This window comes from Streptomyces sp. NPDC050738 (assembly GCF_040654175.1).
Taxonomy (GTDB): domain Bacteria; phylum Actinomycetota; class Actinomycetes; order Streptomycetales; family Streptomycetaceae; genus Streptomyces.
In genome coordinates, this window is the sequence record NZ_JBFAHN010000016.1 from 147,836 (window position 1) to 172,089 (window position 24,254).

Sequence of the window (24,254 nt, forward strand, 5' to 3'; positions counted from 1 at the left end):
TCTTCCCGCAGAGCCGATCTTTGGCCCGCCGGGCACGGCCTTACGATGGAGAACATGACTGCAACGACAGCCCGCCGTGTCCTGCTCGCCGCGCCCCGTGGGTACTGCGCGGGTGTGGACCGTGCCGTGATCGCCGTCGAGAAGGCCCTGGAGCAGTACGGCGCGCCGGTCTACGTCCGCCACGAGATCGTGCACAACAAGTACGTGGTGCAGACGCTGGAGAAGAAGGGCGCGATCTTCGTCGAGCGCACGGACGAGGTGCCCGAGGGCTCCATCGTGATGTTCTCCGCGCACGGGGTGGCCCCGACCGTCCATGCCGAGGCCGCCGAGCGCAGGCTCGCGACGATCGACGCGACCTGCCCCCTGGTCACCAAGGTCCACAAGGAAGCCGTCCGGTACGCGGCCGACGACTACGACATCCTCCTGATCGGCCACGAGGGCCACGAGGAGGTCATCGGCACGAGCGGCGAGGCCCCCGACCACATCACGCTGGTCGACGGCCCCGAGGACGTCGCGAACGTCTCCGTGCGCGACGAGTCGAAGGTCGTCTGGCTCTCCCAGACCACGCTCTCCGTCGACGAGACGATGGAGACGGTCGACGCCCTGAAGTCGAAGTTCCCCAACCTCCTCTCGCCGCCGAGCGACGACATCTGCTACGCCACGCAGAACCGCCAGATCGCGGTGAAGAAGCTCGCCGAGGACGCCGAACTGGTCATCGTCGTCGGCTCCAAGAACTCCTCCAACTCCATCCGCATGGTCGAGGTCGCCCTCGACGCCGGAGCCCCCGCGGCCCACCTGGTGGACTTCGCCGCCGAGATCGACGAGGCCTGGCTGGAGGGCGTCACGACGGTCGGCCTGACCTCGGGCGCCTCGGTCCCGGACGTCCTGGTCGACGGCGTACTGGAGTGGCTCTCCGAGCGCGGCTACGCGGACGTGGAGACGGTGAAGACGGCCGACGAGTCGATCACTTTCTCGCTGCCCAAGGAGCTCCGCCGCGACCTGCGCGCCGAAGCGGCCGAGCTGTCCGCGAAGCAGCCGGTCACCCCGGTCACCAAGTAACTGTCAGCGGTACGCCGTAACGTTGAGTCCATGCAGATCTTCGGCGTGGACATCGGCGGTTCCGGCATCAAGGGCGCTCCGGTCGACCTCGACCGCGGCGACCTCGCCCAGGAGCGGCACAAGGTTCTGACCCCGCAGCCGGCCACACCCGACGGTGTGGCCGACTGCGTGGCCGAGGTCGTCTCCCACTTCTCCTGGGAGGGCCCGGTGGGCATCACGTTCCCCGGCGTGGTCACGGACGGCACGGTCCGTACGGCGGCGAACGTGGACAAGGGCTGGGTCGACACCGACGCGGCGACCCTCCTCTCCCAGCGCCTGGACGGCCGCCCCGTCACCGTCCTGAACGACGCGGACGCGGCCGGCATCGCGGAGATGGCCTTCGGCGCGGGCCGCGACCGCAAGGGCACGGTCATCCTGCTCACGTTCGGTACGGGCATCGGCTCGGCGGTCTTCAGCGGCGGCCTCCTCGTCCCGAACACCGAGCTCGGACACCTGGAACTGCACGGCCACGACGCGGAGACCCGCGCCTCCACCAAGGCCAAGGAAGACGAGGACCTGAGCTGGCAGCACTGGGCGCACCGGGTGCAGAAGTACCTGGCCCATGTGGAGATGCTCTTCTCGCCCGAGCTCTTCATCATCGGCGGCGGTGTGAGCCGCAAGGCGGACAAGTTCCTGCACCTCATCGAGGACATCAGGGCCGAGATCGTGCCGGCGGAACTGGAGAACAACGCGGGCATCGTAGGAGCGGCGATGGCCGCCTCGAAGCGCGAGGGCTAACGCCCGCGGCGGCGCTCGGAGATCACGCGTACGCGGCGTACGACCATGATCACCGCGGCGACGAGCGTGCCGGTGTACAGCCAGCCGGCATGCAGCGCCAGCGTGGTCAGGACGCCCATGAGGCTCCCGGCCAGCCCGTCGCCCGCCCCGTCGGAGATCAGCACGGACCCGACGGCGAAGGCGATCGGCACGCTGATCGGCGCGGTCACGAGGTCGGCCGGCCGCACCCACATCGCGGTCGCCACACTCACCGGCAGGAAGAGCAGCCCGTACGCGATCGCCGACCCGCCGAAGAGCAGCCAGTCCAGCGCGCCGGCCGCCAGCATGGCCACCATCGCGAAGAGCCCGCCGCCGAGCCCCGTCAGCCGCGGACTGGGCATCTTCCGCAGGGCCAGCACCAGAGGTGCCACGGGCCGTGCGGGGCGGGTCCGGGAGACCCGGTAGACGGTCGCGGTCTCGCCGCGACCGGCCTGTGAGGGCACGTCGGGACGGGGGGTCCGGGTCCTGTGTTGCTGCTCCACCCGACCAACGTAGGTCGCGAGGTGGGGTGAATCCGGCGCGGGACACGCGCTTTGGGTGACCTTGGCGCTGAGTTCGACGTACGGGAACAGAAGACCGCCCTCCGCGCGCCCGTAAACTGGTACACCGGCCCGCTCTACCAGGGCCGATCCATCACCCTTCGTAACGGGAAGTCGCCAACGTGTCGCTCACGATCGGAATCGTCGGTCTGCCGAATGTCGGCAAGTCGACCCTGTTCAACGCCCTGACCAAGAACGACGTGCTGGCGGCCAACTACCCGTTCGCCACGATCGAGCCGAACGTCGGCGTCGTCGGTGTCCCCGACGCCCGCCTGACCAAGCTCGCCGAGATCTTCAGCTCGCAGAAGCTCATCCCCGCCACGGTGGACTTCGTCGACATCGCGGGCATCGTCCGCGGCGCCTCCGAGGGTGAGGGCCTGGGCAACAAGTTCCTGGCGAACATCCGCGAGTCCGACGCGATCTGCCAGGTCATCCGGGCCTTCAAGGACGAGAACGTCGTGCACGTCGACGGCAAGGTCTCGCCGAAGGACGACATCGAGACCATCAACACCGAGCTGATCCTCGCCGACCTCCAGTCCGTCGAGAAGCAGATCCCCCGCCTCCAGAAGGAGTCCCGCCTCCAGAAGGAGAAGGTCCTCGTCCTCGCCGCGGTCGAGAAGGCCCAGAAGATCCTGGAGGCCGGCGAGACGCTGTTCTCCGCGGGCATCACCAAGGGCACCGAGCAGGGCGACCTCCTGCACGAGCTGCACCTCCTCACCACCAAGCCGTTCCTCTACGTCTTCAACGTCGACGAGGACGAGCTGGTCGACGAGGAGTTCAAGAACGAGCAGCGCGCCCTGGTCGCCCCCGCCGAGGCGATCTTCCTGAACGCCAAGATCGAGTCCGAGCTCATCGAGCTCGACGACGACGAGGCCCTCGAACTCCTCCAGTCCATGGGCCAGGAGGAGCCCGGCCTCGCCACCCTCGGCCGCGTCGGCTTCGCCACGCTGGGCCTCCAGACCTACCTCACGGCAGGCCCCAAGGAGTCCCGCGCCTGGACGATCCCGCAGGGCGCGACGGCTCCCGAGGCGGCCGGTGTGATCCACACCGACTTCCAGAAGGGCTTCATCAAGGCGGAGATCATCTCCTTCGCCGACCTGGTGGAGACCGGCTCGGTCGCCGAGGCCCGCGCGAAGGGCAAGGCCCGTATGGAGGGCAAGGAGTACGTCATGCAGGACGGCGACGTCGTGGAGTTCCGCTTCAACGTGTAGCAGCACCGGCAGAGGTCACACCGAGGGCACCCGCGACGCGGGTGCCCTCGTCCTCGTCCTCGTCCGGGACGGGGCGGCTACGTGGTGCGGGACCTGCGGTACTCCTCGACCACCAGGTCGGTCAGCTCGGCCACCGAGGTCTCCGACGTGCGCTTGTCGAAGGTGATCTCGCCGTGCTGGAGCAGGTTGACCCGGTCGCAGATCTCGAAGACCTGCGCGTAGTTGTGCGCGATGATGACGACGGAGACCTCGCCGTGCGCCTTGAGGTCGTTGACCAGGTCGAGGATGAGCGCGCCCTCCTTGGCGCCCATCGCGGCGAGCGGCTCGTCGAGGAGCAGGATCCTCGCCTCGGAGTAGATCGAGCGGGCCACGGCGATGGCCTGCCGCTGGCCGCCGGACAGTTTGGCCACCTCGACGTCGACCGACGGGATGTTCACCCCCATGGTGGCCAGGTGCTCCTTGGCGATCCTGCGCATCGCACGGTTGCGCAGGAGTCGGGTGGGTCCGATCCGCTCCCGGTTGAGGAACATGTTGTGGTAGACGGTCAGTTCGTTCACCAGCGCCAGGTCCTGGTAGACCGCGTCGATGCCGAGCGAGCGGGCGTGGTCGACCGACTTGAGGGTCACCTCCTGGCCGTCGAGGAGGATGCGGCCGGAGTCGGGGCGGTGGAAGCCGCAGAGGATCTTCAGCAGTGTTGATTTCCCGGCGCCGTTGTCGCCGACCAGGGCGAGGACCTCGCCCTTTTCCAGCCGCAGGTTCACGTCCTTCAGTGCCGTGATCGCGCCGTAGCCCTTGGCCATGTGCTCCACCGAGAGCGCAGGTGGTGGTGTGGTCGTCCCCTGCTCCGTCATCGGCGGCCCGCCCTTCGCAGCCTGGTCAGGTGCACGTTGAGCACCATGGAGATGATGATCGCCGCGCCGAGGATGATGTTGAACGGATTGGCGCTGATGCCGATGAGGTTGAACCCGTTGCGCAGCTCCGCGAGGACGAGCGCGCCGAGCAGCGCGCCGATGACCGTTCCCGAGCCGCCGGCCAGCGCCGTACCGCCGATGACCGCTGCCGAGACGGCGACGAACATCGGGGCCGCGCCGTCCGCGCCCGCCGAGCTCGGGTCGATCGAGCTGACACGGAAGGCCTCCAGGAGTCCGGCGAAGGCCCCGAGCGCACCGCTGGCCATGAAGTTTCCGGTCTTGATACGGCCGGTCTTGATGCCGGCCTCGCTCGCGCCGAGCGGATTGCCGCCGGTGGCGACGGTGTGCAGGCCCCAGCGGGAGCGGGTGAGCAGGACGTGGAAGAACGCGATGATGATCAGGCACCAGATCAGCTCCGACCAGTCCGACTCCCCGAACCAGCCCTGCAGCCCCTGCGCCGCCTCGGGAATCTGTGCGGGGTACGCGTGCGAGCTGGTCAGCATGATGCCCAGGAAGAGGAAGAGCGTGCCCAGCGTGGCGACGAACGACGGCACCCGCAGCACGACCACCACGAACCCGTTGAACAGCCCGATCAGGGCGCCGGCCAGCACGGAGCCGATGATCGCGATGATCGGGTACACGCCGTAGTAGTCGATCAGGTAGTGCATCAGGAAGGGCGACAGCGCGAAGACGCTGCCGACGGACAGGTCGATCTCCCCGCAGACCAGCAGCATCACCATGCCTGCCGCGACGATCGCGTACGGCGCGGTCTGCTGCGAGAGGTTGACCAGGTTGTTGTGGGAGAGGAAGTCCGCGTTGTTGGCCCAGAAGTACACCAGCAGGCCCGCCGCGACGATGAAGATCGTGGCCTCACGGCGGACGACGAAGGCGTCGAAGGCGAGGCGCAGCGGGCCGGGTTGCTTTTCCGGCGGGGAGCCTGCCCCGGTGGGCTCCCCGCCGACCGCCCGCTGCGCGGTGCTGTCGCTCATGCGTGTGCGATGGGTCCGGAGCGCTTGAGCAGCTGCTGCTTCGTGCTGGAGCCCTCGTACCGGGTCTTGGTCTGCAGATACGGATCGACGTTGCCCTTGGTCACGAAGAGCAGGCCGGTGTCGGTGATGCTCGGCATCATGAGGCCGCCGGACAGTTTGTACATCCACAGATAAAGAACCGTCAGGAAGCCCTGGAGATAGGGCTGTTGGTCGATGGTGAAGTCGAGGCTGCCCTCTTTGATCGCGGTGAGGGTGTTCGGGTTCAGGTCGAAGCCGCCCGCGACCACCCCCTTCTGCTTGAGGCCGTACTTCTTCATGACCTTGCCGACGGCCTCCGTCGAGCCCGCGTCGACCGCGAACAGACCCTTGAGGCTCTTGTGCCCGATCGAATACGCGTCGACGGTCGACAGCTCCTTGGGGAGCTCCGCTCCGCTGGCGACCGTGGCAAAGTTGATCGACGCGCCCGCTGCCTTGATCGCGTCGGTGGCGCCGTCGATACGCGGCTGGATGTTGAGCGCGCCCGGAGTGGCGATGAACCCGACCGCGTCCCCGCCGTCCGGCATCAGCGAGGCGATGCGCCGGCCCATCTGGACCCCGGACTGGTAGAGGTCCTGCCCGATGTAGCAGAGCCGGCTGGTCCCCGGGTCTCCCTTCGCGCCGTCCGCGTTGTACGCGACGGTCGGGATCCCGGCCTGCAGGGCGTTGTCGACGGGCTTCGTGAAGGCGTTCTTGTCGACGACCGCGATCGCGATGCCGTCGGCCTTCGCGGTGACGGCCGACGTCATGGCACTGACCATCTCCGGGACGCTCGAATCCTTCGAACCGGTCCACTGGAACGAGGCGCCCAGCAGCGCGCAGGCGTCATGCGCGCCGTACTGCGTCGGGGTGAAGAAAGGGTTCGTCGTGACGTGGTTGACGAACACGAACTTCCACTTCGGCGTCTTCGGGAAGTCCCCCACGCCGTCGCCCGATGAACTGTCGTCGCTCTTGTTGCTGGACGAGCAGGCGGACAGCAGCGCGGCCGCGGCGGCCGAGGCGCTCACCATGCCGGCCCCGCTGAGCAGCCGCCGCCTGGCGATACCGTTCAGGCCGATCGTGTCGACGGCCTCTTCCACCTGAGGATCGATCTTCTTCATGGCCCCACCCTGGTGAGCTCGGCCCGCATCGTCCGACATTTCGAACAACGTTCGGTAGGCTCGGTGGCCTGCAACATAGGACCGGCCCAACGGGTCGTCAAGAGCCTGCGGCCGCAGCCTCCGGGTAGTGCCGGCGGAGCACCGACAGGCCGATCGCCGCCCGCCGTACGCGCTCACGTGCGGTCGCCACGGCGAGCTCGGCGAGGTGGGCGCCGGACGGATAGAGCGGGGGCGCGTTCCGTACGGTGAACTTCAGGTGGACCGGGGCCGCCACCCGCACGAGGGCCGGGATCTCGTAGTAGCGGACGACGCCGCCGAAGTCGTCGGAGCTCTCCACGTACACGTCGAGGGGCACGTCGACGGCGCTTCGGATCGCCGCCATCTGGGCCAGGGTGAGGTCGATCGGCAGGTTGATCGTGGTGACCCCGAGGTCCTCGAGGACCCGGGCGGCCGCCGGATTGGCCGTCGGCATCGAGATCGACGCCTTGATCTCCAGGTCCGGCGGCAGGTCACCGGAGCGCCGCAGCCGGCCGATGATCCACAGCTGTCCGATGTCGGCCACCAGCACGCTGCGCACGCCGAGTTCACAGCCGCGGATGACGTCCTCCAGCCCGTACGCGAGCTGGTCGGCGCCGCGCAGCACCGCCGCCGCACCGCCGCCCGCGGCAGAGGTCGCCTGGATGCCGATGTCCCAGCCGCCGCGCGGCCCGACGAAGAGGCAGACCTCGACGCCGCGTTCGTGGCCGAGCGACACCATCCTCCGGATCTCCGCGTCGGTGAGCAGCATCATGCCGCTGCCCTGGCTGATGCGGTGTACGCGGATCTCGTACCGCTCGGCCTCCTCCAGAACCGCCTGGAACGGTCCCGGGCCTTCGACCGACGGGATCTCCACCCGGTACTGCGCGCCGTCGGGGAAGCGTTTGTCCGAGTCGGGGAGCTCCCCGAGATCCCGGTCCGGCAGTCCGAGAGCGGACAGCGATCGACGTGCTTTCTCCATGCCGTCCATCCCGACCTTCTTCCGTTCGATATTTCGACGGCGGTTCGGTATCGCTGCGCTTGGACGGTAGGCAGCCGTCGGCGACCCGTCAACGGCCGCTACGGACGGCCCCCTGCCCGGCGGCGGCCCGGGCGATGTTGCGGGCCATGCCGCCGAAGACGACGGCGTGGAACGGGGAGACGCTCCACCAATAGGCGTGGCCGAGCAGGCCGCGCGGGTGGAACAGGGCGCGCTGGCGGTAGCGGGTGCGGCCCCCGTCGTCCGTCTCGGCGTACATCTCCAGCCAGGCGAGGCCCGGCAGCCGCATCTCGGCGCGCAGCCTCAGCAGGTGGCCCGGCTCGATCTCCTCGACCCGCCAGAAGTCCAGGGAATCGCCCACCCGCAGGCGCTCGGCGTCCCGTCGGCCGCGGCGCAGGCCCACTCCGCCGGCGAAGCGGTCCAGCCAGCCGCGGACCGCCCAGGCCAGCGGAAAGGAGTACCAGCCGTTGTCGCCGCCGATGCCCTCGATCACCTTCCACAGCGACTCCGGGGACGCGTCGACCGTGAGCTGCCGGTCGTCCTGGTAGAGGCTCCCGCCCGCCCAGTCCGGGTCGGTGGGCAAGGGATCGCTGGGTGCGCCGGGCAGTGCGGCGGAGGACCAGCGGGTGGCCACCTGGGCCTCCTGGACCCGCCGCAGTGCCAGGGCCAGGGCTTCGTCGAACGGCAGCGGGTGGCCCGGTCCTTCGGGCACGTACCGGGCGATGTCGTTTTCGTGGCAGATCACCTCGTGACGCAGCGACTCGGTCAGCGGGCGGGCGAGGGAAGCCGGTACGGGGGTGACGAGGCCGACCCAGTGGCTGGACAGGCGCGGGGTGAGGACCGGGACCGGCACGATGAGGCGTCGCGGGAGGCCGGCCACGGCGGCGTACCTGCGCATCATCTCGCGGTACGTGAGGACGTCGGGGCCTCCGATGTCGAACGCCCGGTCCACGTCGGCGGGCATGGCCGCCGAGCCGACGAGACAGCGCAGCACGTCACGGATCCCGATGGGCTGCGTACGGGTGTGCACCCAGCTGGGGGTCACCATGACCGGCAGCCGTTCGGTGAGGTAGCGCAGCATCTCGAACGACGCCGAACCCGAGCCGATGACCACCGCCGCGCGCAGCACGGTCGCGGGCACCGGGCCGTCGAGGAAGATGCGGCCGACCTCGGCCCTGGAGCGCAGATGCGGGGAGAGGGAGTGCTCGGGTACGTCCTTCGGGGTGAGTCCGCCGAGGTACACGATCCGGCGCACACCGGCCGCGGACGCCTGCTCGGCGAAGATCCGGGCCGCGCGGCGGTCCGTCTTCTCGAAGTCGGATCCGGTGCCGAGTGCGTGCACCAGGTAGTACGCGACGTCGACTCCGCGCATCGCCCCGGCGACGGATGCGGCGTCCGTGACATCCCCGCGGACCGTCTCGACGTCCTGCGCCCAGGGGTGGTCGCGGAGCTTGCCGGGGGAGCGGGCCAGGCACCGGACGCGGTGGCCCGCCTCCAGCAGCTCGGGGACCAGCCGCCCGCCGACGTACCCGGACGCCCCGGTGACCAGGCAGTGCAGCCGCTCCGTGTCCGGTCGTCCGTCCGTCGTCGCCACGAGTGAGCCTCCAGGTGTCCGGTGCGTTCTCGGTCTCTGCTGCCCGATTCTGGGCGCGGCAGCGCGACCGCGCCTGTCATCAACCGATCGGACGACCCCCGGGTCGGCCGAGTGCCGCCGATTACGTGGTCGGTCCGGCGACCCGTGGGGGCGCGGAACGGCCCGAGCATGGACGTACGGCCCCTCACCCCCACCGCACAGAGAAGAGGAAGCTCATGGCATCGAGCCGAATCGCCCGTCGTTCCACGCTGCTGCTCGTCTCGGTCGCCGGGACCGCCGTGCTCGTGGCCGGCTGCAGTACGTCCTCCGAAGCCGAGGACCGTCCGAAGCCGTCGGCCTCCGTTTCTTCCTCCGTTTCTTCCTCCGCTTCCGCTTCCTCGTCCGCGTCCGCCTCTGCTTCCTCCTCCACTCCCACCTCCGCCGCCGCCTCGGCGGCCGCGAGCCGGGACCTGCTCGCGGCGGCGCGCGAAGGACACCCCGACGCCGTACGCGACGCCATCGCGCGTGGCGCCGACCTGGAGACCCGCGACGGCAACCGCCGTACGCCGCTGCTCCTCGCCGCCACCGGCGACCACGACGTGGCCGCGCGGCTGCTCGTCGACGCGGGCGCCGACCCGGATGCCCTGGACGCGCAGCACGACACCCCGTGGCTGGTCACCGGCGTGACCGGCAGCGTCAAGATGGCCCGCGTACTGGCCGATGCCGACCCGGACTACAGCATCCTCAACCGCTTCGGCGGCACCTCCCTCATCCCGGCCGGCGAGCACGGATTCGCCGACTACATCCGGGAGGTCACCACCAACCCGGACATCGACGTCGACATCGACCACGTCAACAACCCTGGCTGGACAGCCCTGTTGGAGGCCGTGATCCTCGGCGACGGCGGCGAGGACCACCAGGAGTCGGTGAAGCTCCTCCTGGACGGAGGCGCGGACCGGTCCATCGAGGACAAGAACGGGAAGACCGCGCTCGAACACGCCGAGGAGAAGGGCCAGGACGAGATCGCCGCGCTGCTGCGCGCCTGACCTGCCCGCATCGGGGACAACCCTGTGGACGCGCTGTCATAGGGGCCGCTTATGCTGCCCGGACGATCGCGCAGGACCAGGGGAGGGTGCGGCATGTTCGGCAAGCTGTTCGGGAGGGGCGAGGACAGACCCGGGGCGGATCCGGGGGCGGATCCGTACGCCCTGCCTGCCACGCGCAGGCAGCGGAACGGGGTCTACGCGCTGCGTGCGCTGGGGGACAGGCGCGTCCTGGCGCTGGTGGAGGCCGCCGACGCGGAGGACTGGGAGGCGGTCAAGGAAGCGCTGGCCCCCTTCGACCTGGGCCATGACCAGCTGGTCCTCGGTCAGTTCGCCGAGATCGACGGCCTGCAGGACTGGATCGGGCGGGCGGCCGAGGAGGACAAGGAGCACCGGGCGACCGCGCTCCTGATATCCGGCACCCGGCACATCAAGTGGGGCTGGGAGGCGCGTACCTCCGCGCGCGCTTCGGATGTCTCACGGGACCAGTGGAGGGTCTTCCACGAGCGGCTCCACATCGCCGAGGAGCAGCTGCTCGAAGCTGCCGAACTGCGGCCGGACTGGGCCACGCCGTGGAGTCAGCTGCTGACCTCCGGGCGGGGCATGTCGCTCGGTTCCGCGGTCAACGAGGCCCGGCTGGACGCCGCCCTGCGCCGTGATCCGCTGGACCTGGAGACCCACAACTCGTGGGTGTCACAGCTGCAGCCCCGCTGGGGCGGCGAGCCGGGGGAGGCTCTGGCCTTCGCCCGCGCGGCTCTTGCCCGTACGCCCGAAGGCCATCGGCTCGGCTGTGTGATCGCCATGGCCCACATCGAGGAGTGGGTGGAGTCGGAGGACGAGAACGTCCTCAACTCGTCGCAGATCAGGGACGAACTGAGAAACGCGGCCTGGCACACCATCCTCCACGCGCGCTACGAGCGCCGCCCGGGCTGGCAGCACGACTTCAACATGTTCGCCATGGCGCTGTCGCTGGCCTGCGACAGCACGCTGGCCCCGCGCGTCTTCCGTGAACTGGGCGGCGCCTACACCTCGTGGCCGTGGACGTACATGGCGGGCCCGGAGAAGGCGTACGCCCGTTTCCGGCAGCGCGCCTGAGGCCGGTCGGTTCTCCGCCTTCCCGCTTCTGCCCCCGTACGTCCGCCATCCGTCGAACACCTCACCCCGGACTGCCCGATGACTCTGCCCGAAACCGTTTCCGGACCGGCCGGCGCCGACCGCACCTTCCAGGTGGATCTGCGCGGCCTCGTCGACCTCCTCTCCCACCACCTCTACTCCAGCCCCCGCGTCTACCTGCGGGAGCTCCTGCAGAACGCGGTGGACGCCCTGACCGCCCGGCGCATCCTCGAACCGGCCGCTCCCGAAGGGGCTTTCGGCATCCGGCTGTACGCCGACGGCGCGGTGGTGCGCGTCGAGGACGACGGCGTAGGTCTCACCGAGGCCGACGTCCACACCTTCCTCGCCACGATCGGCCGCAGCAGCAAGCGCGCCGAGAAGATCGCCGAGCAACGCGCCGATTTCATCGGCCAGTTCGGCATCGGTCTGCTCTCCTGCTTCCTCGTCGCCGACGAGATCCACGTCCTCAGCCGGTCCGCCCGTACGCCCGACGCGCCCGCCGTCGAGTGGCGCGGACGCGGCGACGGCAGCTACACCGTCCGCACCCTGCCCGCATCCGCCCGCCCCCGGCCCGGCACCACCGTCACCCTGACGCCCCGCGCCGATGCCGGTGAGTGGACCAAGCCGTCGCAAGTGCAGGCGCTGGCACGGCACTTCGGCTCGCTGCTGCGTCACCCGGTGACCTTCGACGACGGCACCACGGGCTCCGCGGCCGCCCCCGTCAACCCCGAGCCCGCCCCCTGGGCGCGCACCTACCCGACGCCGGGCGCCCGCTCCCGGGCGCTTGCCGCGTACGGCGAGGACGTCTTCGGGTTCACGCCCCTGGACACCATCGAGCTTGACCTGCCGGCCGTCGGCCTCAAGGGCATCGCGTGCATCCTTCCCGAGGCGGTGCCCGCCGGGCGCCGCCACGGCCACCGTGTGCACGTCAAGGGCATGCTGCTGTCCGAGCGGGCCGAGGAGATCCTGCCCGAGTGGGCGTTCTTCGTACGCTGCGTCGTCGACGCCGAGAGTCTGCGGCCGACGGCATCCCGCGAGGCGCTGTACGAGGACGACACCCTCGCCGCCGTACGCGACGCCCTCGCCGAGCGGCTGCGCGCGTGGATCGCCCAGGCCGCCGCCAGCGACCCCGACCTGCTCTCGCGCTTCCTGCAGGCCCACCACCTGGCCGTGAAGTCCCTGGCCGTGCACGACGACGAGATCCTGCGGATGCTGCTGCCGTGGCTGCCGTTCGAGACCACCGACGGGCACTGCACCCTCGACGAGTTCGCCCGCACCCACCGCACCGTGCTCGTCACCTCCAGCGTGGAGGAGTTCCGGCAGGTCGCGGCGATCGCCTCGGCCGCCGGGCTCGGCGTCGTCAACGGCGGTTACACGTACGACCGTGAACTGGTGCACCGGCTGCCCGAGATCAGGCCGGAGACCGCGGTCGCCGACCTCGACCCGGAGACGCTCACCGCCCATCTCGACCCCGTCGACCGGGAGACGGAACTGGCCGCGGCGACCTATCTCGCCCGCGCCCGCGACGCCCTCGCCGTCTTCGACTGCGATGTCGCCCTGCGCACCTTCCACCCCGCCTCCGCGCCCGCCCTGCTCGTCGACGGCCGCGAGGCCCGGCACGAGCGCACCCGCTCCCAGCTCGCCCGCGAGCAGGACGGCGGCGTCTGGGGCGACATCCTCGGCGCGCTGCGCCAGGAAGTTCCGCGCGCCCAGCTGATCCTCAACCAGCTCAACCCGCTGGTCCGCACCGCCGTCACCATCGACGAGCCCGAACTGGCCCGCACCAGTGCCGAAGCCCTCTACGGGCAGGCGGCGCTGCTGTCCCGGCGTCCGCTCAGGCCCGCCGAGTCGAGCCTCATCAACCGCTCCTTCCTCGACCTCCTCGCCCACGCCCTCCGCAAGGACAGCTGACGATGCCGACCGCACCTCAGAACACCGACGAGCTCATGCAGGCGCTGGGCGAGAACGACCGGCGCCCCTACGGACGCACCCGTACCGTCACCGCCGAGGAACTCGTCGAAGCCGCCGAGCAGTTCGCGGATCCCACCACGCTCGTGCACGCCCTCCTGGAACTGCAGGAGGCCTACACCTACGGCTCCGAGCCCCGTAAGTCGCCCGTCGTCTTCGCGCGCCTGCTCAACCTCTTCGACGAGCAGCCCGACGTCTTCGACGAGCGCCTGCGCCACCAGCTCTTCTGGCGGTTCAAGTGGGTGGCGCACGCCCTGCTCGCGATCCCCGAGATACCGCTGAGCAGCCTGCGCCAGTGGCTGAAGGAGATGCGCGACCGGTACGTCAAGGCCGGCATCGACCTCCAGCCGTACTACGGGCAGGCCTACCAACTCGCCTCCCACACCGGTGAGGACACCGCCCTCGCCTACGAACTGTGGGCGGGCCGCGACCGCAGCAGGCTCAGCGACTGCGAGGCCTGCGAGATCTGCGTGCGCGCCAACCACCACGTCACGTCGGGCGACGACGAGCGGGCGCTGCGCACCTGGGAGCCCGTACTGGAGGGGAAGGACTCCTGCAAGGAGGAGCCGGCCCGCTCCATCTCGTACGCCCTGCTCCCGCTGCTGCGCACGGGCCGCACCGACCGGGCCCGTGAACTGCACCTCGCCGGCTACCGCGCCTGCCGCCGCAACCCCTCGATGTCCGGGGAGGTCGGCCGGCACCTGGAGTTCTGCGCGCTGACCGGGAACGAGGCGCGCGGGCTCGAACTGCTCGCCGAGAACCGCGGACTGTTCGAGGAGGTGGACTCCCCGCAGGAACAGCTCGACTTCCTCACCGGCGTCGAAGTCCTGCTGCAGCGCATCGAGTTGCTCGGACGTGGCGAGCTTCACACCGCCGGATACGCGGGCCGCGTCTGGACGGTGACGGATCTTCGCGCCGAGGTACGAGGCCGGGCCGACGACCTCGCCGCCCGCTTCGACGCCCGCAACGGCACCGGCGCCCACACCGGCCACCGCCGCGCACGCCTGGAGCGCGGCCCGCTCCTGGACGCCCTGGAGCTGACCCTGCGCACCCGGGGTCTCGACGACGTGGCCCAGGCGGGGGCGGTCGCTCCGGCCGCCCCTCGTACGGTCGCCGCGGTCCCCGAATCGCTGACCGAACTCATCCTCCAGGCAAGGGTGTTGGACGACGACGGGCATCCGGACGCCGTCGCCCTGTGGGCACGGCTGCGTACGCTCGCCGCCGCCCGCGACTACACCCACCCCGACGACCCGGCGGTGGGCACGCTCGTACAGCTGCGCGCGGACCTGCTGCGCGACGAGGCCCATCTGGCGGACGTCAAGGACGAGCACGCCGAAGCCGCAGGCCTGTACGAGGAGGCCTCGGGCCTCTACGAGGACACCGGCCTGCCGGGCGACGCGGCGATCGCCCGGGGCTGCGCGCTGATCTCCACCGCCGAGATTCCCGCGGGGAACGCGCGGGCGGAGGCGGAGGACGCCGGGGAGACGAAGGCCGCCGCACTGGCCGCCGCCCACGCGTCCCTGGTGCGTCTGCACCAGGAGACGCCCGGTCTCACCCCGCTCCAGGAGGCACGCCTCCTGCGGTTGCGGTCGTCCGCCCTCGGCCTGCGTCTGCAGGCATCGGGCAGCGACGAGGATGTCGCGCCGGCCTTCGCGGAGGTGGACCTGTTCCAGGAGTTCGCCACGCGGCACGACCTCGCCGGCCCGCTCGCCTCCGCCCTGCTGCTCCGCGTCAGCACGCTCGCGCTCTCCGGCGACCTGCCCGCCGCGACCGTCGAGATGGACGGTCTGCTCGACCGGCTCGCCGCGCACGGCCCCGCCTGGCACATCCCCCGCGCGCTCGGCCTGCGCGGCCGGCTCCAACTCGGCCTCGGGGACGCGAAGGCGGCCCACGCGAACCTGACGGAAGCGCTGCGGCTCGCCGCCGACTGGGCGGCAGGCGCGGTCGACACCGGACGCCTCCACGGCGATCTGGCCCAGGCCTGCATGCACCTGGGCAGCCAGGACGAAGCGCTGCGGCACCTCACGCGCGCCGCCGAGCTGCACCTTCGCGAGGGCAGCCGGATCGACGCGTTCTGTACGTACAGCAACGCCGCCCAGCTCAGCCTCGACCTGGGACGCATCGAGGACTGCATCGCTCTCCTCGACTCGATCCTGGCCGAACCGGACGTCACCTCGGGCGAGTTGGACGACCGGCTCGCCGCGCAACTGCGCCTCACCCGCGCCAGAGCGCTGTACGCGGGGGAGGACCTCAAGGCCGCCACGGCCGAGTTCGTCGCCCTCGCCGCCGAGTCGGCCGGCTGGGAGGACGACCCGGGAAGCCACGCCATGATCGCCGGGGAGGCGGCCGTACTCCTCGCCGAATCAGGTGAGTTCGGCCGTGCGCGCGAGGCCGTGGACCAGGCCCTGGCCGCCCACGGACAGGCCCCGCGCCACGAGCAGCTCAGCAACGCGCTGCGCGAGATCGCCCGCCTCCAGGGCCAGCGGCAGGGGTCCGAAGGCCTGGCCGACGCCCTCGCCCTGCTCGCCGACGCCGGCCGGGTCGCCGACGCGGCGCGCACCGCCGGATACGAGGCCCAGGGCCGCCCCCTGGACGCGGCGCTGGCCTACGAGTACGGACGCGTCTACGCCTACGCGGGCGAGTACGAGAGCGCCCTGGCCGCGCTGGAGAAGGCCCTCGGCCTCCTCGGCGAGCCGGGTCCGCAGGACGCCCACCTCGGCGAGTGGGCCGAGAGCATCCGCCTGGCCGGTGCCGTCGAGGGCATCTACCTGGAGCGCACCGCCCCCGCCCTCGCCCGCCTCGACGCGGCGGCCTCCCGGCTGACCGCGCTGGGCCGGCCCGAGGAAGCCGAGCCCCTGACCACGCTGGCGGCCCGCCTGCGCGACGAGAGGTGATGCCGGGCGCGCGGCGCTGACGGAAAACGCTTGGACGCGGCGGAAGCCGTCGCGGGACAATGACCCCTTCCCCCGCCGGCCGTTCGCGCCGGCCGGCGGCTGCCACTCGAAGAAACGGGGTGGGATGTCAGCGTCCGATTTACGCAAGAAATCCGAGGGTCCGTCGCGCCGAGGCGCCGTACTGCTCGTCATCCGCTACTACGCAAGGGAGTTGGCCAGGCTACGTCTGCTGGCGGCCCCCGGCCTGCTGCTGCCCGCAGTGGGCAACATCGGCCTCAACTACATCGCGCCGCTCGTCGTCGCCAAGCTCATCGGCCGTATCGCGGGCCACGGGGAGATCTCCGTCGGCTCGGCGCTGCCCTACGTACTCGGCTTCGCCGGCGTGCTGTTGGGCGCCGAGGCGCTGTGGCGGGTGGGCCTGCACTTCCTCAACCGCCTGGACGCGCTCGGCATCGAGCGCCTGTACGTGGTCGGGATGGACGAGCTGTTCGCCAAGGACGCCGCCTTCTTCCACGACAACTTCGCGGGGTCGCTCACCAAGCGCGTCCTGAGTTTCGCCACCCGCTTCGAGGAACTCGTCGACACACTGACCTTCAATGTGGTCGGCAGTTTCGTGCCGCTGCTGTTCGGGTCCGTGGTGCTGTGGCGGTACGAACCCCTGCTCGTGGTCGGCCTGTTGGTGATGATCGCGGTGACGGGGGTGTGCGTGGTGCCTCTCATCCGCCGCCGCCAGGCGCTCGTCGCCGAGCGGGAGGCGGCGATCGCCCGGGTGTCGGGGCATGTCGCCGACAGCCTGATGAACATGGACACGGTCAGGGCCTTCGCCGCGGAGGAGCGTGAGGCGGCCGAGCACCGCTCGCGCGTCGCCGAGTCGAGGCGGCTCACGATCAGGTCGTGGGATTACGGGAACCTGCGCATCGACACCCTGGTGGCGCCGATGTCCGTCGCCACCAACGCACTTGGCCTGCTGCTCGCGGTCACGCTCGGCGGGGGCGCGCACGGGGTGGAGGGGATCGTGGTGGCCTTCACGTACTACTCCAACGCCACCCGGATCATGTTCGAGTTCAACCAGATCTACCGCCGTCTGGAGAGCTCCCTGACGGAGGCGGCGCAATTCACCGAGCTGCTCCTCGACTCTCCGACCGTGCTCGACCCGCCGTCGCCGCAGGCGCTGTCGGCACAGGGCAAGCAGGGTGCGGCCGTCCGCTTCGAGAAGGTCGACTTCGCCCACGCGGGCGGGCCGCCGCTCTTCGAGGGCCTCGACCTGGAGGTCGAGAGCGGGGCGCGGATCGGCTTCGTCGGCAGGTCAGGCGGGGGCAAGACCACGCTGACCAGGCTGCTGCTGCGGATGACGGACATCGACGGCGGCCGGATCCTCATCGGAGGGCAGGACATCAGCCGGCTGCGCCAGTCGGACCTGCGCAGTCTCATCGCCTACGTCCCGCAGGACCCGGCGATGTTCCACCGCACGCTGCGCGACAACATCGCCTTCGCCCGGCCGGGTGCGACGGAGGCGGAGGTCAGGCGCGCCGCGGACGCGGCACACGTCACGGAGTTCGCCGACGCGCTGCCGGAGGGCTTCGACACCATGGTGGGCGAGCGCGGCATCAAGCTGTCCGGCGGTCAGCGCCAGCGCGTCGCACTGGCCCGCGCCATTCTGCGCGATGCGCCGATCCTGCTGCTCGACGAGGCGACCAGCGCGCTGGACTCGGAGAGCGAACTCCTCGTCCAGGAAGCGCTGTGGCGGCTCATGGAGGGCAGGACCGCGCTGGTGGTGGCGCACCGGCTGAGCACGGTCGCGGGGATGGACCGGCTCGTCGTGCTGGACCGCGGCCACATCGTCGAACAGGGCGCGCACCAGGAGCTGCTGGCGTCCGACGGCGTCTACGCCAAGTTGTGGACGCATCAGTCGGGCGGTTTCCTCGACGACAGCCCGGCCCCCGAACAGGCGGCGTAGTCCGGGCGGTGCGTGGGCCCGTCATGCCTTCACCTCTTGACAGGTCCACGCCCGCCCCTCCACTGTGGGAGCGCTCCCAAGGCCCCGCAACCACGGAGAGAGGACCCAGCGATGACGCTGGCGCCAGCACCCCCGTACGGAAGACGGCAGCGCACCTTACGACGCCGTCCGATCATCGCGATGGCCGTCGCGGCAGTGGCGCTGCTGTCGGTCCAGTCGGCCGCCGCGGCACCGCCCGCGGCACCCGGAACCGCAGGTGCGGCCGTCGCCGCCGCACCCCCCACGCTCAACCAGCTCGCCGCCGCCAAGGGCCGGTACTTCGCCTCCGCGACCGACAATCCGGAGCTGTCGGACACCGCGTACACGGCAACCCTGGGCAGCGAGTTCGGGCAGATCACCCCCGGCAACTCGATGAAGTGGGACACCACCGAGCCCACGCGCGGCCAGTTCAGCTTCGCCCGGGGTGACGCGGTCGTGAGCTTCGCCCAGGCACACGGAGAGGGCGTACGCGGCCACACCCTGGTCTGGCACAGCCAGCTCCCCGGCTGGGTCTCGGCGCTCCCCGCGAGCGAGGTGCGCTCCGCCATGGAGAGCCACATCGCGGGGGAGGCCGGCCACTACAAGGGCCAGGTCAAGGCCTGGGACGTGGTCAACGAACCCTTCAACGACGATGGCACGTACCGGACTTCGCCGTTCTACAACGCGATGGGCAAGAGCTACGTCACCTACGCGCTGCAGGCCGCCCGCGCCGCCGACCCGGGCGCGAAGCTCTACATCAACGACTACAACACCGACGGCATGGGCGCGAAGAGCGACGCCATGTACAACCTGGTCAGAGACCTCAAGGCAGCGGGCGTGCCCATCGACGGCGTGGGCTTCCAGGCCCACCTGGCCACCCAGTACGGCTTCCCCTCGCAGATGCAGCAGAACCTCCAGCGCTTCGCCGACCTCGGCGTGGACGTCGCGCTCACCGAACTCGACGTACGGATGGTGCTGCCCGCGGACGCCACGAAACTGGCCACCCAGTCCACGTACTACCGCCAGGTCACCGAGGCGTGCCTGGCCGTCTCCCGGTGCGTCGGGATCACGATCTGGGACTACACGGACAAGTACTCGTGGGTTCCGGGCACCTTCTCCGGACAGGGCTCGGCCTGCCTGTGGGACGAGAACCTCCAGCCCAAACCGGTGCTCGACGCGGTGCGCACGGCCCTCGGCTACACCGGCACGGCGGACACGCAGGCCCCGACGGTGCCGACGGGTCTTGCGGTCACGGGCACCACGTCCTCCAGCGTGTCCCTGTCGTGGGCCGCTTCGACGGACGACGTCGGGGTGAGCGGATACGACATCTTCCGCGGCGGTACGCAGGTGGGTTCGTCCACCGCCGCCGCTTTCACCGACAGCGGCCTGACGCCCTCGACCGCGTACGCCTACACGGTGCGCGCCAAGGACGCGGCGGGCAACGTCTCTGCCCGGACGGCCGAGGTCACCGGCACCACAGCGGGCGGATCGACCGGCGGCGGCTCGCTGAAGGTCCAGTACAAGAACAACGACTCGGCTCCCGGCGACAACCAGATCAAACCGGGGATCCAGCTGGTCAACACGGGCAGCAGCGCCGTCGGCCTCGCCTCGGTGAAGGTCCGCTACTGGTTCAGCGGTGAGTCCGGTGCCTCCGCGTACTCCAGCTGGTGCGACTGGGCGGTGATCGGCTGCGGCTCGGTCAACCAGTCGGTCGGCACGTCGGGTTCGGGCACGACGGGCGCCGATCACTACCTGGAGGTCGGCTTCTCCGGCGGCAGCCTGGCGGCGGGCGCCTCGACCGGCGAGATGCAGCTGCGTTTCAACAAGACCGACTGGTCGAACTTCAGCGAGACGGACGACTACAGCCGCGGCACGAACACGGCGTTCGCGGACGCCCCGAAGATCGCGGTCTACGTCGGCTCCACGCTCGTCTGGGGCACCGCCCCGTAAGCCCCATCTCCCCTCGTACTCCCTCGTACGCGCACACCAAGCCCCGGTGCGGGCCTCCCAGCGGCAACTGCCGCGCTCCGCACCGGGGCTTTCCCCTTCCCCGCCCCCTCCCCCCGAAGGCATTCCACCCATGGACAGAAGACGCTTCATCGGCCTGGCCGTCGTCACCGCCGCCGTCCCCGTACTCACGCGGATCCCGCTCGCCCGCGCCGCCACCGCCCCGGCCGCAGGCGCCGAAGCCGCGGCGGCCGCCTGGAAGAACGTGGCGATCCACGGCGGCGGCTTCATCCCCGGCATCATCTTCAGCCGCACCCGCAAGGACCTCGTCTACGCACGCACCGACATCGGCGGCGCCTACCGCTGGTCCACGGCCACCAGCACCTGGATCCCGCTCCTCGACTCGGTCGGCTACGACCACTGGGGCTGGAACGGCGTGGTCAGCATGGCCATCGACGAGACCGCCCCCGACAAGGTGTACGCGGCCGTGGGGATGTACACCAACAGCTGGGACCCGGGCAACGGCGCCGTGCTCCGCTCCTCCGACCTCGGCGCCACCTGGCAGTCGGCCCAACTCCCCTTCAAACTCGGCGGGAACATGCCGGGACGCGGCATGGGCGAGCGGCTGGCCGTCGACCCGAACCTCGGCAGCGTCCTCTACCTCGGCACGCCCAGCGGCAACGGCCTGTGGCGTTCCACCGACTCGGGCGCCACCTGGGCCAAGGTGGCGAGCTTCACCAACGCCGGTACGTACCGCGCCGATCCCAGCGACACCAGCGGCTACAACTCCGACCTCCAAGGGGTCGTCTGGGTGACTTTCGACCCGTCCACCGGCACCGCGGGCACCCGCACCCAGCACATCTACGCGGGCGTCGCCGACAAGGACAACACCGTCTACCGCTCCACCGACGCGGGCGCCACCTGGTCTCGCCTCGCGGGCCAACCCACCGGCTACATCGCGCACAAGGGCGTACTCGACCACGTCAACAAGCGTCTGTATCTGGCGACTTCGGACACCGGCGGCCCCTACGACGGAGCCAAGGGCGACGTATGGCGCTACGACATCACCGCAGCGACCTGGACCCGCATCAGCCCCGTCCCCTCCGACAGCGCGGACGACTACTTCGGCTACTCGGGCCTGTCCATCGACCGCACGAACCCCGACACCCTGATGGTCGCCACCCAGATCTCCTGGTGGCCCGACGACATCATCTTCCGCTCCACGGACGCCGGTGCGACCTGGACCCGCATCTGGGACTTCGCCAACTACCCGTCCCGCTCCTTCCGTTACACCATGGACGTCACCTCCGTCCCCTGGCTGACCTTCGGCGCCGGCCCCACCCTCCCCGAAGTCACCCCGAAACTGGGCTGGATGACCGAGGCGCTGGAGATCGACCCGCACAACCCGGACCGCTTCCTCTACGGCACCGGCGCCACCCTCTACGCCTCCACCGACCTCACCAACTGGGACAAGAACACCCAGCTCACGATCAAGCCCATGGTGGCGGGCCTGGAGGAGACCGCCGTACTCGACCTCATCAGCCCGCCCACCGGCACCACCCTGTTCTCCGCACTCGGCGACATCGGCGGCTTCGCGCATACGGACCTCACCAAGGTCCCGGCGCTGATGTACACCCAGCCCAACCTCACCAGCACCACCGGCATCGACTTCGCGGAGCTCAAGCCCGCGCTCCTCGTCCGGGTGGGGAACGTCGACAAGACCGCGTCCCCGAACGTCAACCGGGCAGGGTTCTCCACCGACGGAGGCTCCAGCTGGTTCCAGGCGAGCAGCGAGCCGAGCGGGGTGACGGGCGGCGGGACCGTCGCCGTGGCCGCCGACGGCTCGGCGGTCGTATGGAGTCCGCAGGGTGCGGCGGTGCAGCGCACCACCACCAACGGCAGCTCTTGGAGCGCCGGTTCGGGCATTCCGCAGGGCGCGCTCGTACGGGCGGACCGGGTCAACCCGAAGAAGTTCTACGGCTGTTCCGGCGGCCGTTTCTACGCCTCCACGGACGGCGGCGCCACCTTCACCGCCACGGCGGCGACCGGACTGCCCGCCACGGACGCCGCGTTCAAGCCCGTACCCGGCAGGGAGGGCGAGATCTGGCTGACCGGCACCGGGGGCCTGTGGCACTCGACGGACGGCGGCGCGACCTTCACCAAGGCCGCAGGGATCACGTCGGGCGTGAACCTCGGCTACGGAAAGGCCGCCCCGGGACGCACCAATGCCGCGCTCTATCTCGCGGGCACGGTGGGCGGCGTGACGGGCGTCCACGCCTCCGACGACTCCGGTGCCACCTGGCGGCGTATCAACGACGACCAGCACAGCTACGGCAACATGGGCGCGGCGATCACCGGCGACCCCCGCACCTACGGCCGCGTCTACCTCGGCACCAACGGCCGGGGCATCCTCTTCGCCGACGCCCCGGCGGGCGGCTCCACCGGCGACACCCAGGCGCCGACGGTGCCGGCGGGCCTCGCCGTGACGGCCACGACGGGCAGCACGGTCGCGCTGTCCTGGACGGCCTCGACCGACGACACGGGGGTGACGGCGTACGACGTGCTGCGCGACGGCACGGTGGTGGGCAGCCCCTCGGTCGCCGGCTATACGGACACCGGGCTGAGCGCGTCCACCGCGTACGCCTACCAGGTGCGCGCCAAGGACGCGGCGGGCAACGCCTCCGCGCTCTCGGCGGCGGTGACCGCCACGACGGCCGCGGGCGGTGGGGGCACGGGTGCGGCGAAGGTCCAGTACAAGAACAACGACAGCAACCCCACGGACAATGCCATCCGCCCGGCCCTGCAGGTCGTCAACACCGGGACGGGCGCGCTGAATCTCTCGCAGGTCAAGGTGCGCTATTGGTTCAGTGGGGAGGCGGGCTCGACGGTGTACCAGACCTGGTGCGACTGGGCGGCGATCGGTGCCGCGAAGATCACGTCCCGGGTCGTCGCGGCCGCCACGGCCAAGACCGGCGCCGACCGCTACCTGGAGGTGGGCTTCACCTCGGGTGCGGGCAGCCTCGCGGCGGGCGCTTCGACCGGCGAGATCCAGCTGCGGCTCAACAAGTCCGACTGGTCGAATTTCAGTGAGGCGGACGACTACAGCCGGGGTACGAACACCGCGTTCGCGGACGCCCCGAAGATCGCGGTCTACGTCAACGGCACGCTGGTCTGGGGCACCGCTCCGTAGGCGGCCGGCTCAGCGGGCGGTCCGCTGCGGCAGCCCTGTCTTGCGGGCTGCCGCATGGAGGGTGTGCAGCGCCAGCAGGAGCACTCCTATGTCGTCGAGGTAGACCGGGTCGGGGATCAGGTCGACCGGGCTGACCGTGTAGATCAGGGCGCCCCAGAACGCGAGCTTGTTCTGGACGGGGATGCCGGCGTCGCGCAGCAGGCGGCGGGCCTTGAACAGGCGGATCACGAGGACGACCGCGAACACCAGAGTGGCCACGCAGAGCAGTGCCGCGAGCACCAGAAGGATTTGGGTGGAGGTGTCCATGGGCTACGCGTACCCGATGCGGGCCGCGCCACGCTGCACCGGGGGCGGCTCCGCAGGCAAACTTGCAAGGCTGCCTGTCTATCTCGTACGGTAGATGGTATGACCACGGATTCTGCCGCAGTGCCGGACCTGCCGGACGCCGGGCAGGTCGCGGCCGAGCTGACCGTCGTGCTCGGGCAGGTCGCACGGCGGCTGCGCAGCGCCTCTCCGGAGAATCTGCTGACCCCCTCGCAGCGGTCCGTGCTCTCGCGCCTCGACCGGGGCGGCCCCGCGACCACCGCCGAGCTGGCACGCCTGGAACTGGTGCGGCCGCAGTCGATGCGGCTGACGCTCGGGGCGCTGGAGGGGCACGGCCTGGTGGAGCGTGCGCCCGACCCCGGCGACGGACGGCAGGTCGTGCTGTCGGTCACCGGACAGGGGCGGCGGGTCCTCGCCGACGTACGCGCCGAGAAGCGCGGCTGGCTGACCGGTGCGATCCAGGAGGAGCTCGACGCGGGGGAGCTGAGGACTCTGAGCGAGGCCGTGGCGCTTCTGGAGCGCCTCGTAAGAACTTCCAAGTGAAAGTGAGC

18 protein-coding genes are annotated in these 24,254 nt (G+C 70.5%); 11 read left to right on the forward strand and 7 right to left on the reverse strand.

All coding sequences use genetic code 11. From position 1 onward, the window contains the following. Positions 1-45: 45 nt before the first annotated feature. Together AB0H78_RS31610 and ppgK are read left to right on the forward strand one after the other, a co-directional pair. Positions 46-1,059, forward strand: a complete 1,014-nt coding sequence (locus AB0H78_RS31610; RefSeq protein ID WP_363238109.1) for a 4-hydroxy-3-methylbut-2-enyl diphosphate reductase — start codon at positions 46-48, stop codon at positions 1,057-1,059. 30 nt (positions 1,060-1,089) lie between these two features. Continuing rightward, positions 1,090-1,836, forward strand: a complete 747-nt coding sequence (gene ppgK / locus AB0H78_RS31615; protein ID WP_363238110.1) for a polyphosphate--glucose phosphotransferase — start codon at positions 1,090-1,092, stop codon at positions 1,834-1,836. On the opposite strand, the gene AB0H78_RS31620 is transcribed toward ppgK, so the two are convergent. Continuing rightward, the gene (locus AB0H78_RS31620; RefSeq protein ID WP_363238151.1) at positions 1,833-2,318 is read right to left on the reverse strand and encodes a DUF6542 domain-containing protein; all 486 of its coding nucleotides are present in this window, start codon (positions 2,316-2,318) and stop codon (positions 1,833-1,835) included. The genes ppgK and AB0H78_RS31620 overlap by 4 nt on opposite strands. Positions 2,319-2,536: 218 nt before the next feature. On the opposite strand from AB0H78_RS31620, the gene ychF reads away from it, so the two are divergent. Next, a complete protein-coding gene (gene ychF / locus AB0H78_RS31625; RefSeq protein WP_363238111.1) occupies positions 2,537-3,625 on the forward strand; it encodes a redox-regulated ATPase YchF in 1,089 nt (362 codons plus the stop codon). Positions 3,626-3,702: 77 nt separating this feature from the next. Here ychF and AB0H78_RS31630 read toward each other — a convergent pair whose 3' ends face one another. The 5 genes from AB0H78_RS31630 to AB0H78_RS31650 all read right to left on the reverse strand — a co-directional run bounded on the left by AB0H78_RS31630 (position 3,703) and on the right by AB0H78_RS31650 (position 9,270). Then, positions 3,703-4,476, reverse strand: coding sequence for an ATP-binding cassette domain-containing protein (locus tag AB0H78_RS31630; RefSeq protein ID WP_363238112.1), 774 nt, complete (start codon positions 4,474-4,476; stop codon positions 3,703-3,705). After that, positions 4,473-5,525 (reverse strand): ABC transporter permease, encoded by a 1,053-nt coding sequence (locus AB0H78_RS31635; RefSeq protein WP_363238113.1) that lies wholly within the window; start codon positions 5,523-5,525, stop codon positions 4,473-4,475. The genes AB0H78_RS31630 and AB0H78_RS31635 overlap by 4 nt, the downstream gene beginning before the upstream one ends. Further along, a complete protein-coding gene (locus AB0H78_RS31640; protein ID WP_363238114.1) occupies positions 5,522-6,661 on the reverse strand; it encodes a sugar ABC transporter substrate-binding protein in 1,140 nt (379 codons plus the stop codon). The genes AB0H78_RS31635 and AB0H78_RS31640 overlap by 4 nt, the downstream gene beginning before the upstream one ends. A gap of 97 nt (positions 6,662-6,758) precedes the next feature. Continuing rightward, the gene (locus AB0H78_RS31645; protein ID WP_363238115.1) at positions 6,759-7,658 is read right to left on the reverse strand and encodes a U32 family peptidase; all 900 of its coding nucleotides are present in this window, start codon (positions 7,656-7,658) and stop codon (positions 6,759-6,761) included. A gap of 88 nt (positions 7,659-7,746) precedes the next feature. Further along, a complete protein-coding gene (locus AB0H78_RS31650) occupies positions 7,747-9,270 on the reverse strand; it encodes an SDR family oxidoreductase (RefSeq protein WP_363238117.1) in 1,524 nt (507 codons plus the stop codon). Positions 9,271-9,719: 449 nt separating this feature from the next. Between AB0H78_RS31650 and AB0H78_RS31655 the strand changes: the two genes are divergently transcribed. The 7 genes from AB0H78_RS31655 (at position 9,720) to AB0H78_RS31685 (ending at position 23,379) form a co-directional block, all read left to right on the forward strand. Beyond that, complete coding sequence (locus AB0H78_RS31655; protein WP_363238152.1) at positions 9,720-10,295, forward strand: ankyrin repeat domain-containing protein; 576 nt, start codon at positions 9,720-9,722, stop codon at positions 10,293-10,295. Positions 10,296-10,388: 93 nt separating this feature from the next. Next, positions 10,389-11,387 (forward strand): hypothetical protein, encoded by a 999-nt coding sequence (locus AB0H78_RS31660; RefSeq protein WP_363238118.1) that lies wholly within the window; start codon positions 10,389-10,391, stop codon positions 11,385-11,387. Between the two features lie 78 nt (positions 11,388-11,465). Beyond that, positions 11,466-13,316 (forward strand): HSP90 family protein, encoded by a 1,851-nt coding sequence (locus AB0H78_RS31665; RefSeq protein WP_363238119.1) that lies wholly within the window; start codon positions 11,466-11,468, stop codon positions 13,314-13,316. A 2-nt stretch (positions 13,317-13,318) separates the two neighbouring features. Then, positions 13,319-16,267, forward strand: coding sequence for a hypothetical protein (locus tag AB0H78_RS31670; protein WP_363238120.1), 2,949 nt, complete (start codon positions 13,319-13,321; stop codon positions 16,265-16,267). Between the two features lie 124 nt (positions 16,268-16,391). Further along, positions 16,392-18,224, forward strand: a complete 1,833-nt coding sequence (locus AB0H78_RS31675; protein WP_363238121.1) for an ABC transporter ATP-binding protein — start codon at positions 16,392-16,394, stop codon at positions 18,222-18,224. Positions 18,225-18,335: 111 nt separating this feature from the next. Next, entirely contained in the window at positions 18,336-20,192 is a 1,857-nt protein-coding gene (locus tag AB0H78_RS31680) for an endo-1,4-beta-xylanase (protein WP_363238122.1), read from the forward strand. Between the two features lie 130 nt (positions 20,193-20,322). Beyond that, on the forward strand, positions 20,323-23,379 hold the full coding sequence (locus AB0H78_RS31685; protein WP_363238123.1) for a cellulose binding domain-containing protein: 3,057 nt from the start codon (positions 20,323-20,325) through the stop codon (positions 23,377-23,379). A 9-nt stretch (positions 23,380-23,388) separates the two neighbouring features. Here AB0H78_RS31685 and AB0H78_RS31690 read toward each other — a convergent pair whose 3' ends face one another. Next, positions 23,389-23,685: a YkvA family protein gene (locus tag AB0H78_RS31690; protein WP_363238124.1), complete on the reverse strand. Its 297-nt coding sequence runs from the start codon at positions 23,683-23,685 to the stop codon at positions 23,389-23,391. Positions 23,686-23,784: 99 nt separating this feature from the next. Here AB0H78_RS31690 and AB0H78_RS31695 point away from each other — a divergent pair, with 99 nt between their 5' ends. Further along, positions 23,785-24,246, forward strand: coding sequence for a MarR family transcriptional regulator (locus AB0H78_RS31695; protein WP_363238125.1), 462 nt, complete (start codon positions 23,785-23,787; stop codon positions 24,244-24,246). The last annotated feature ends 8 nt before the right edge of the window (positions 24,247-24,254 follow it).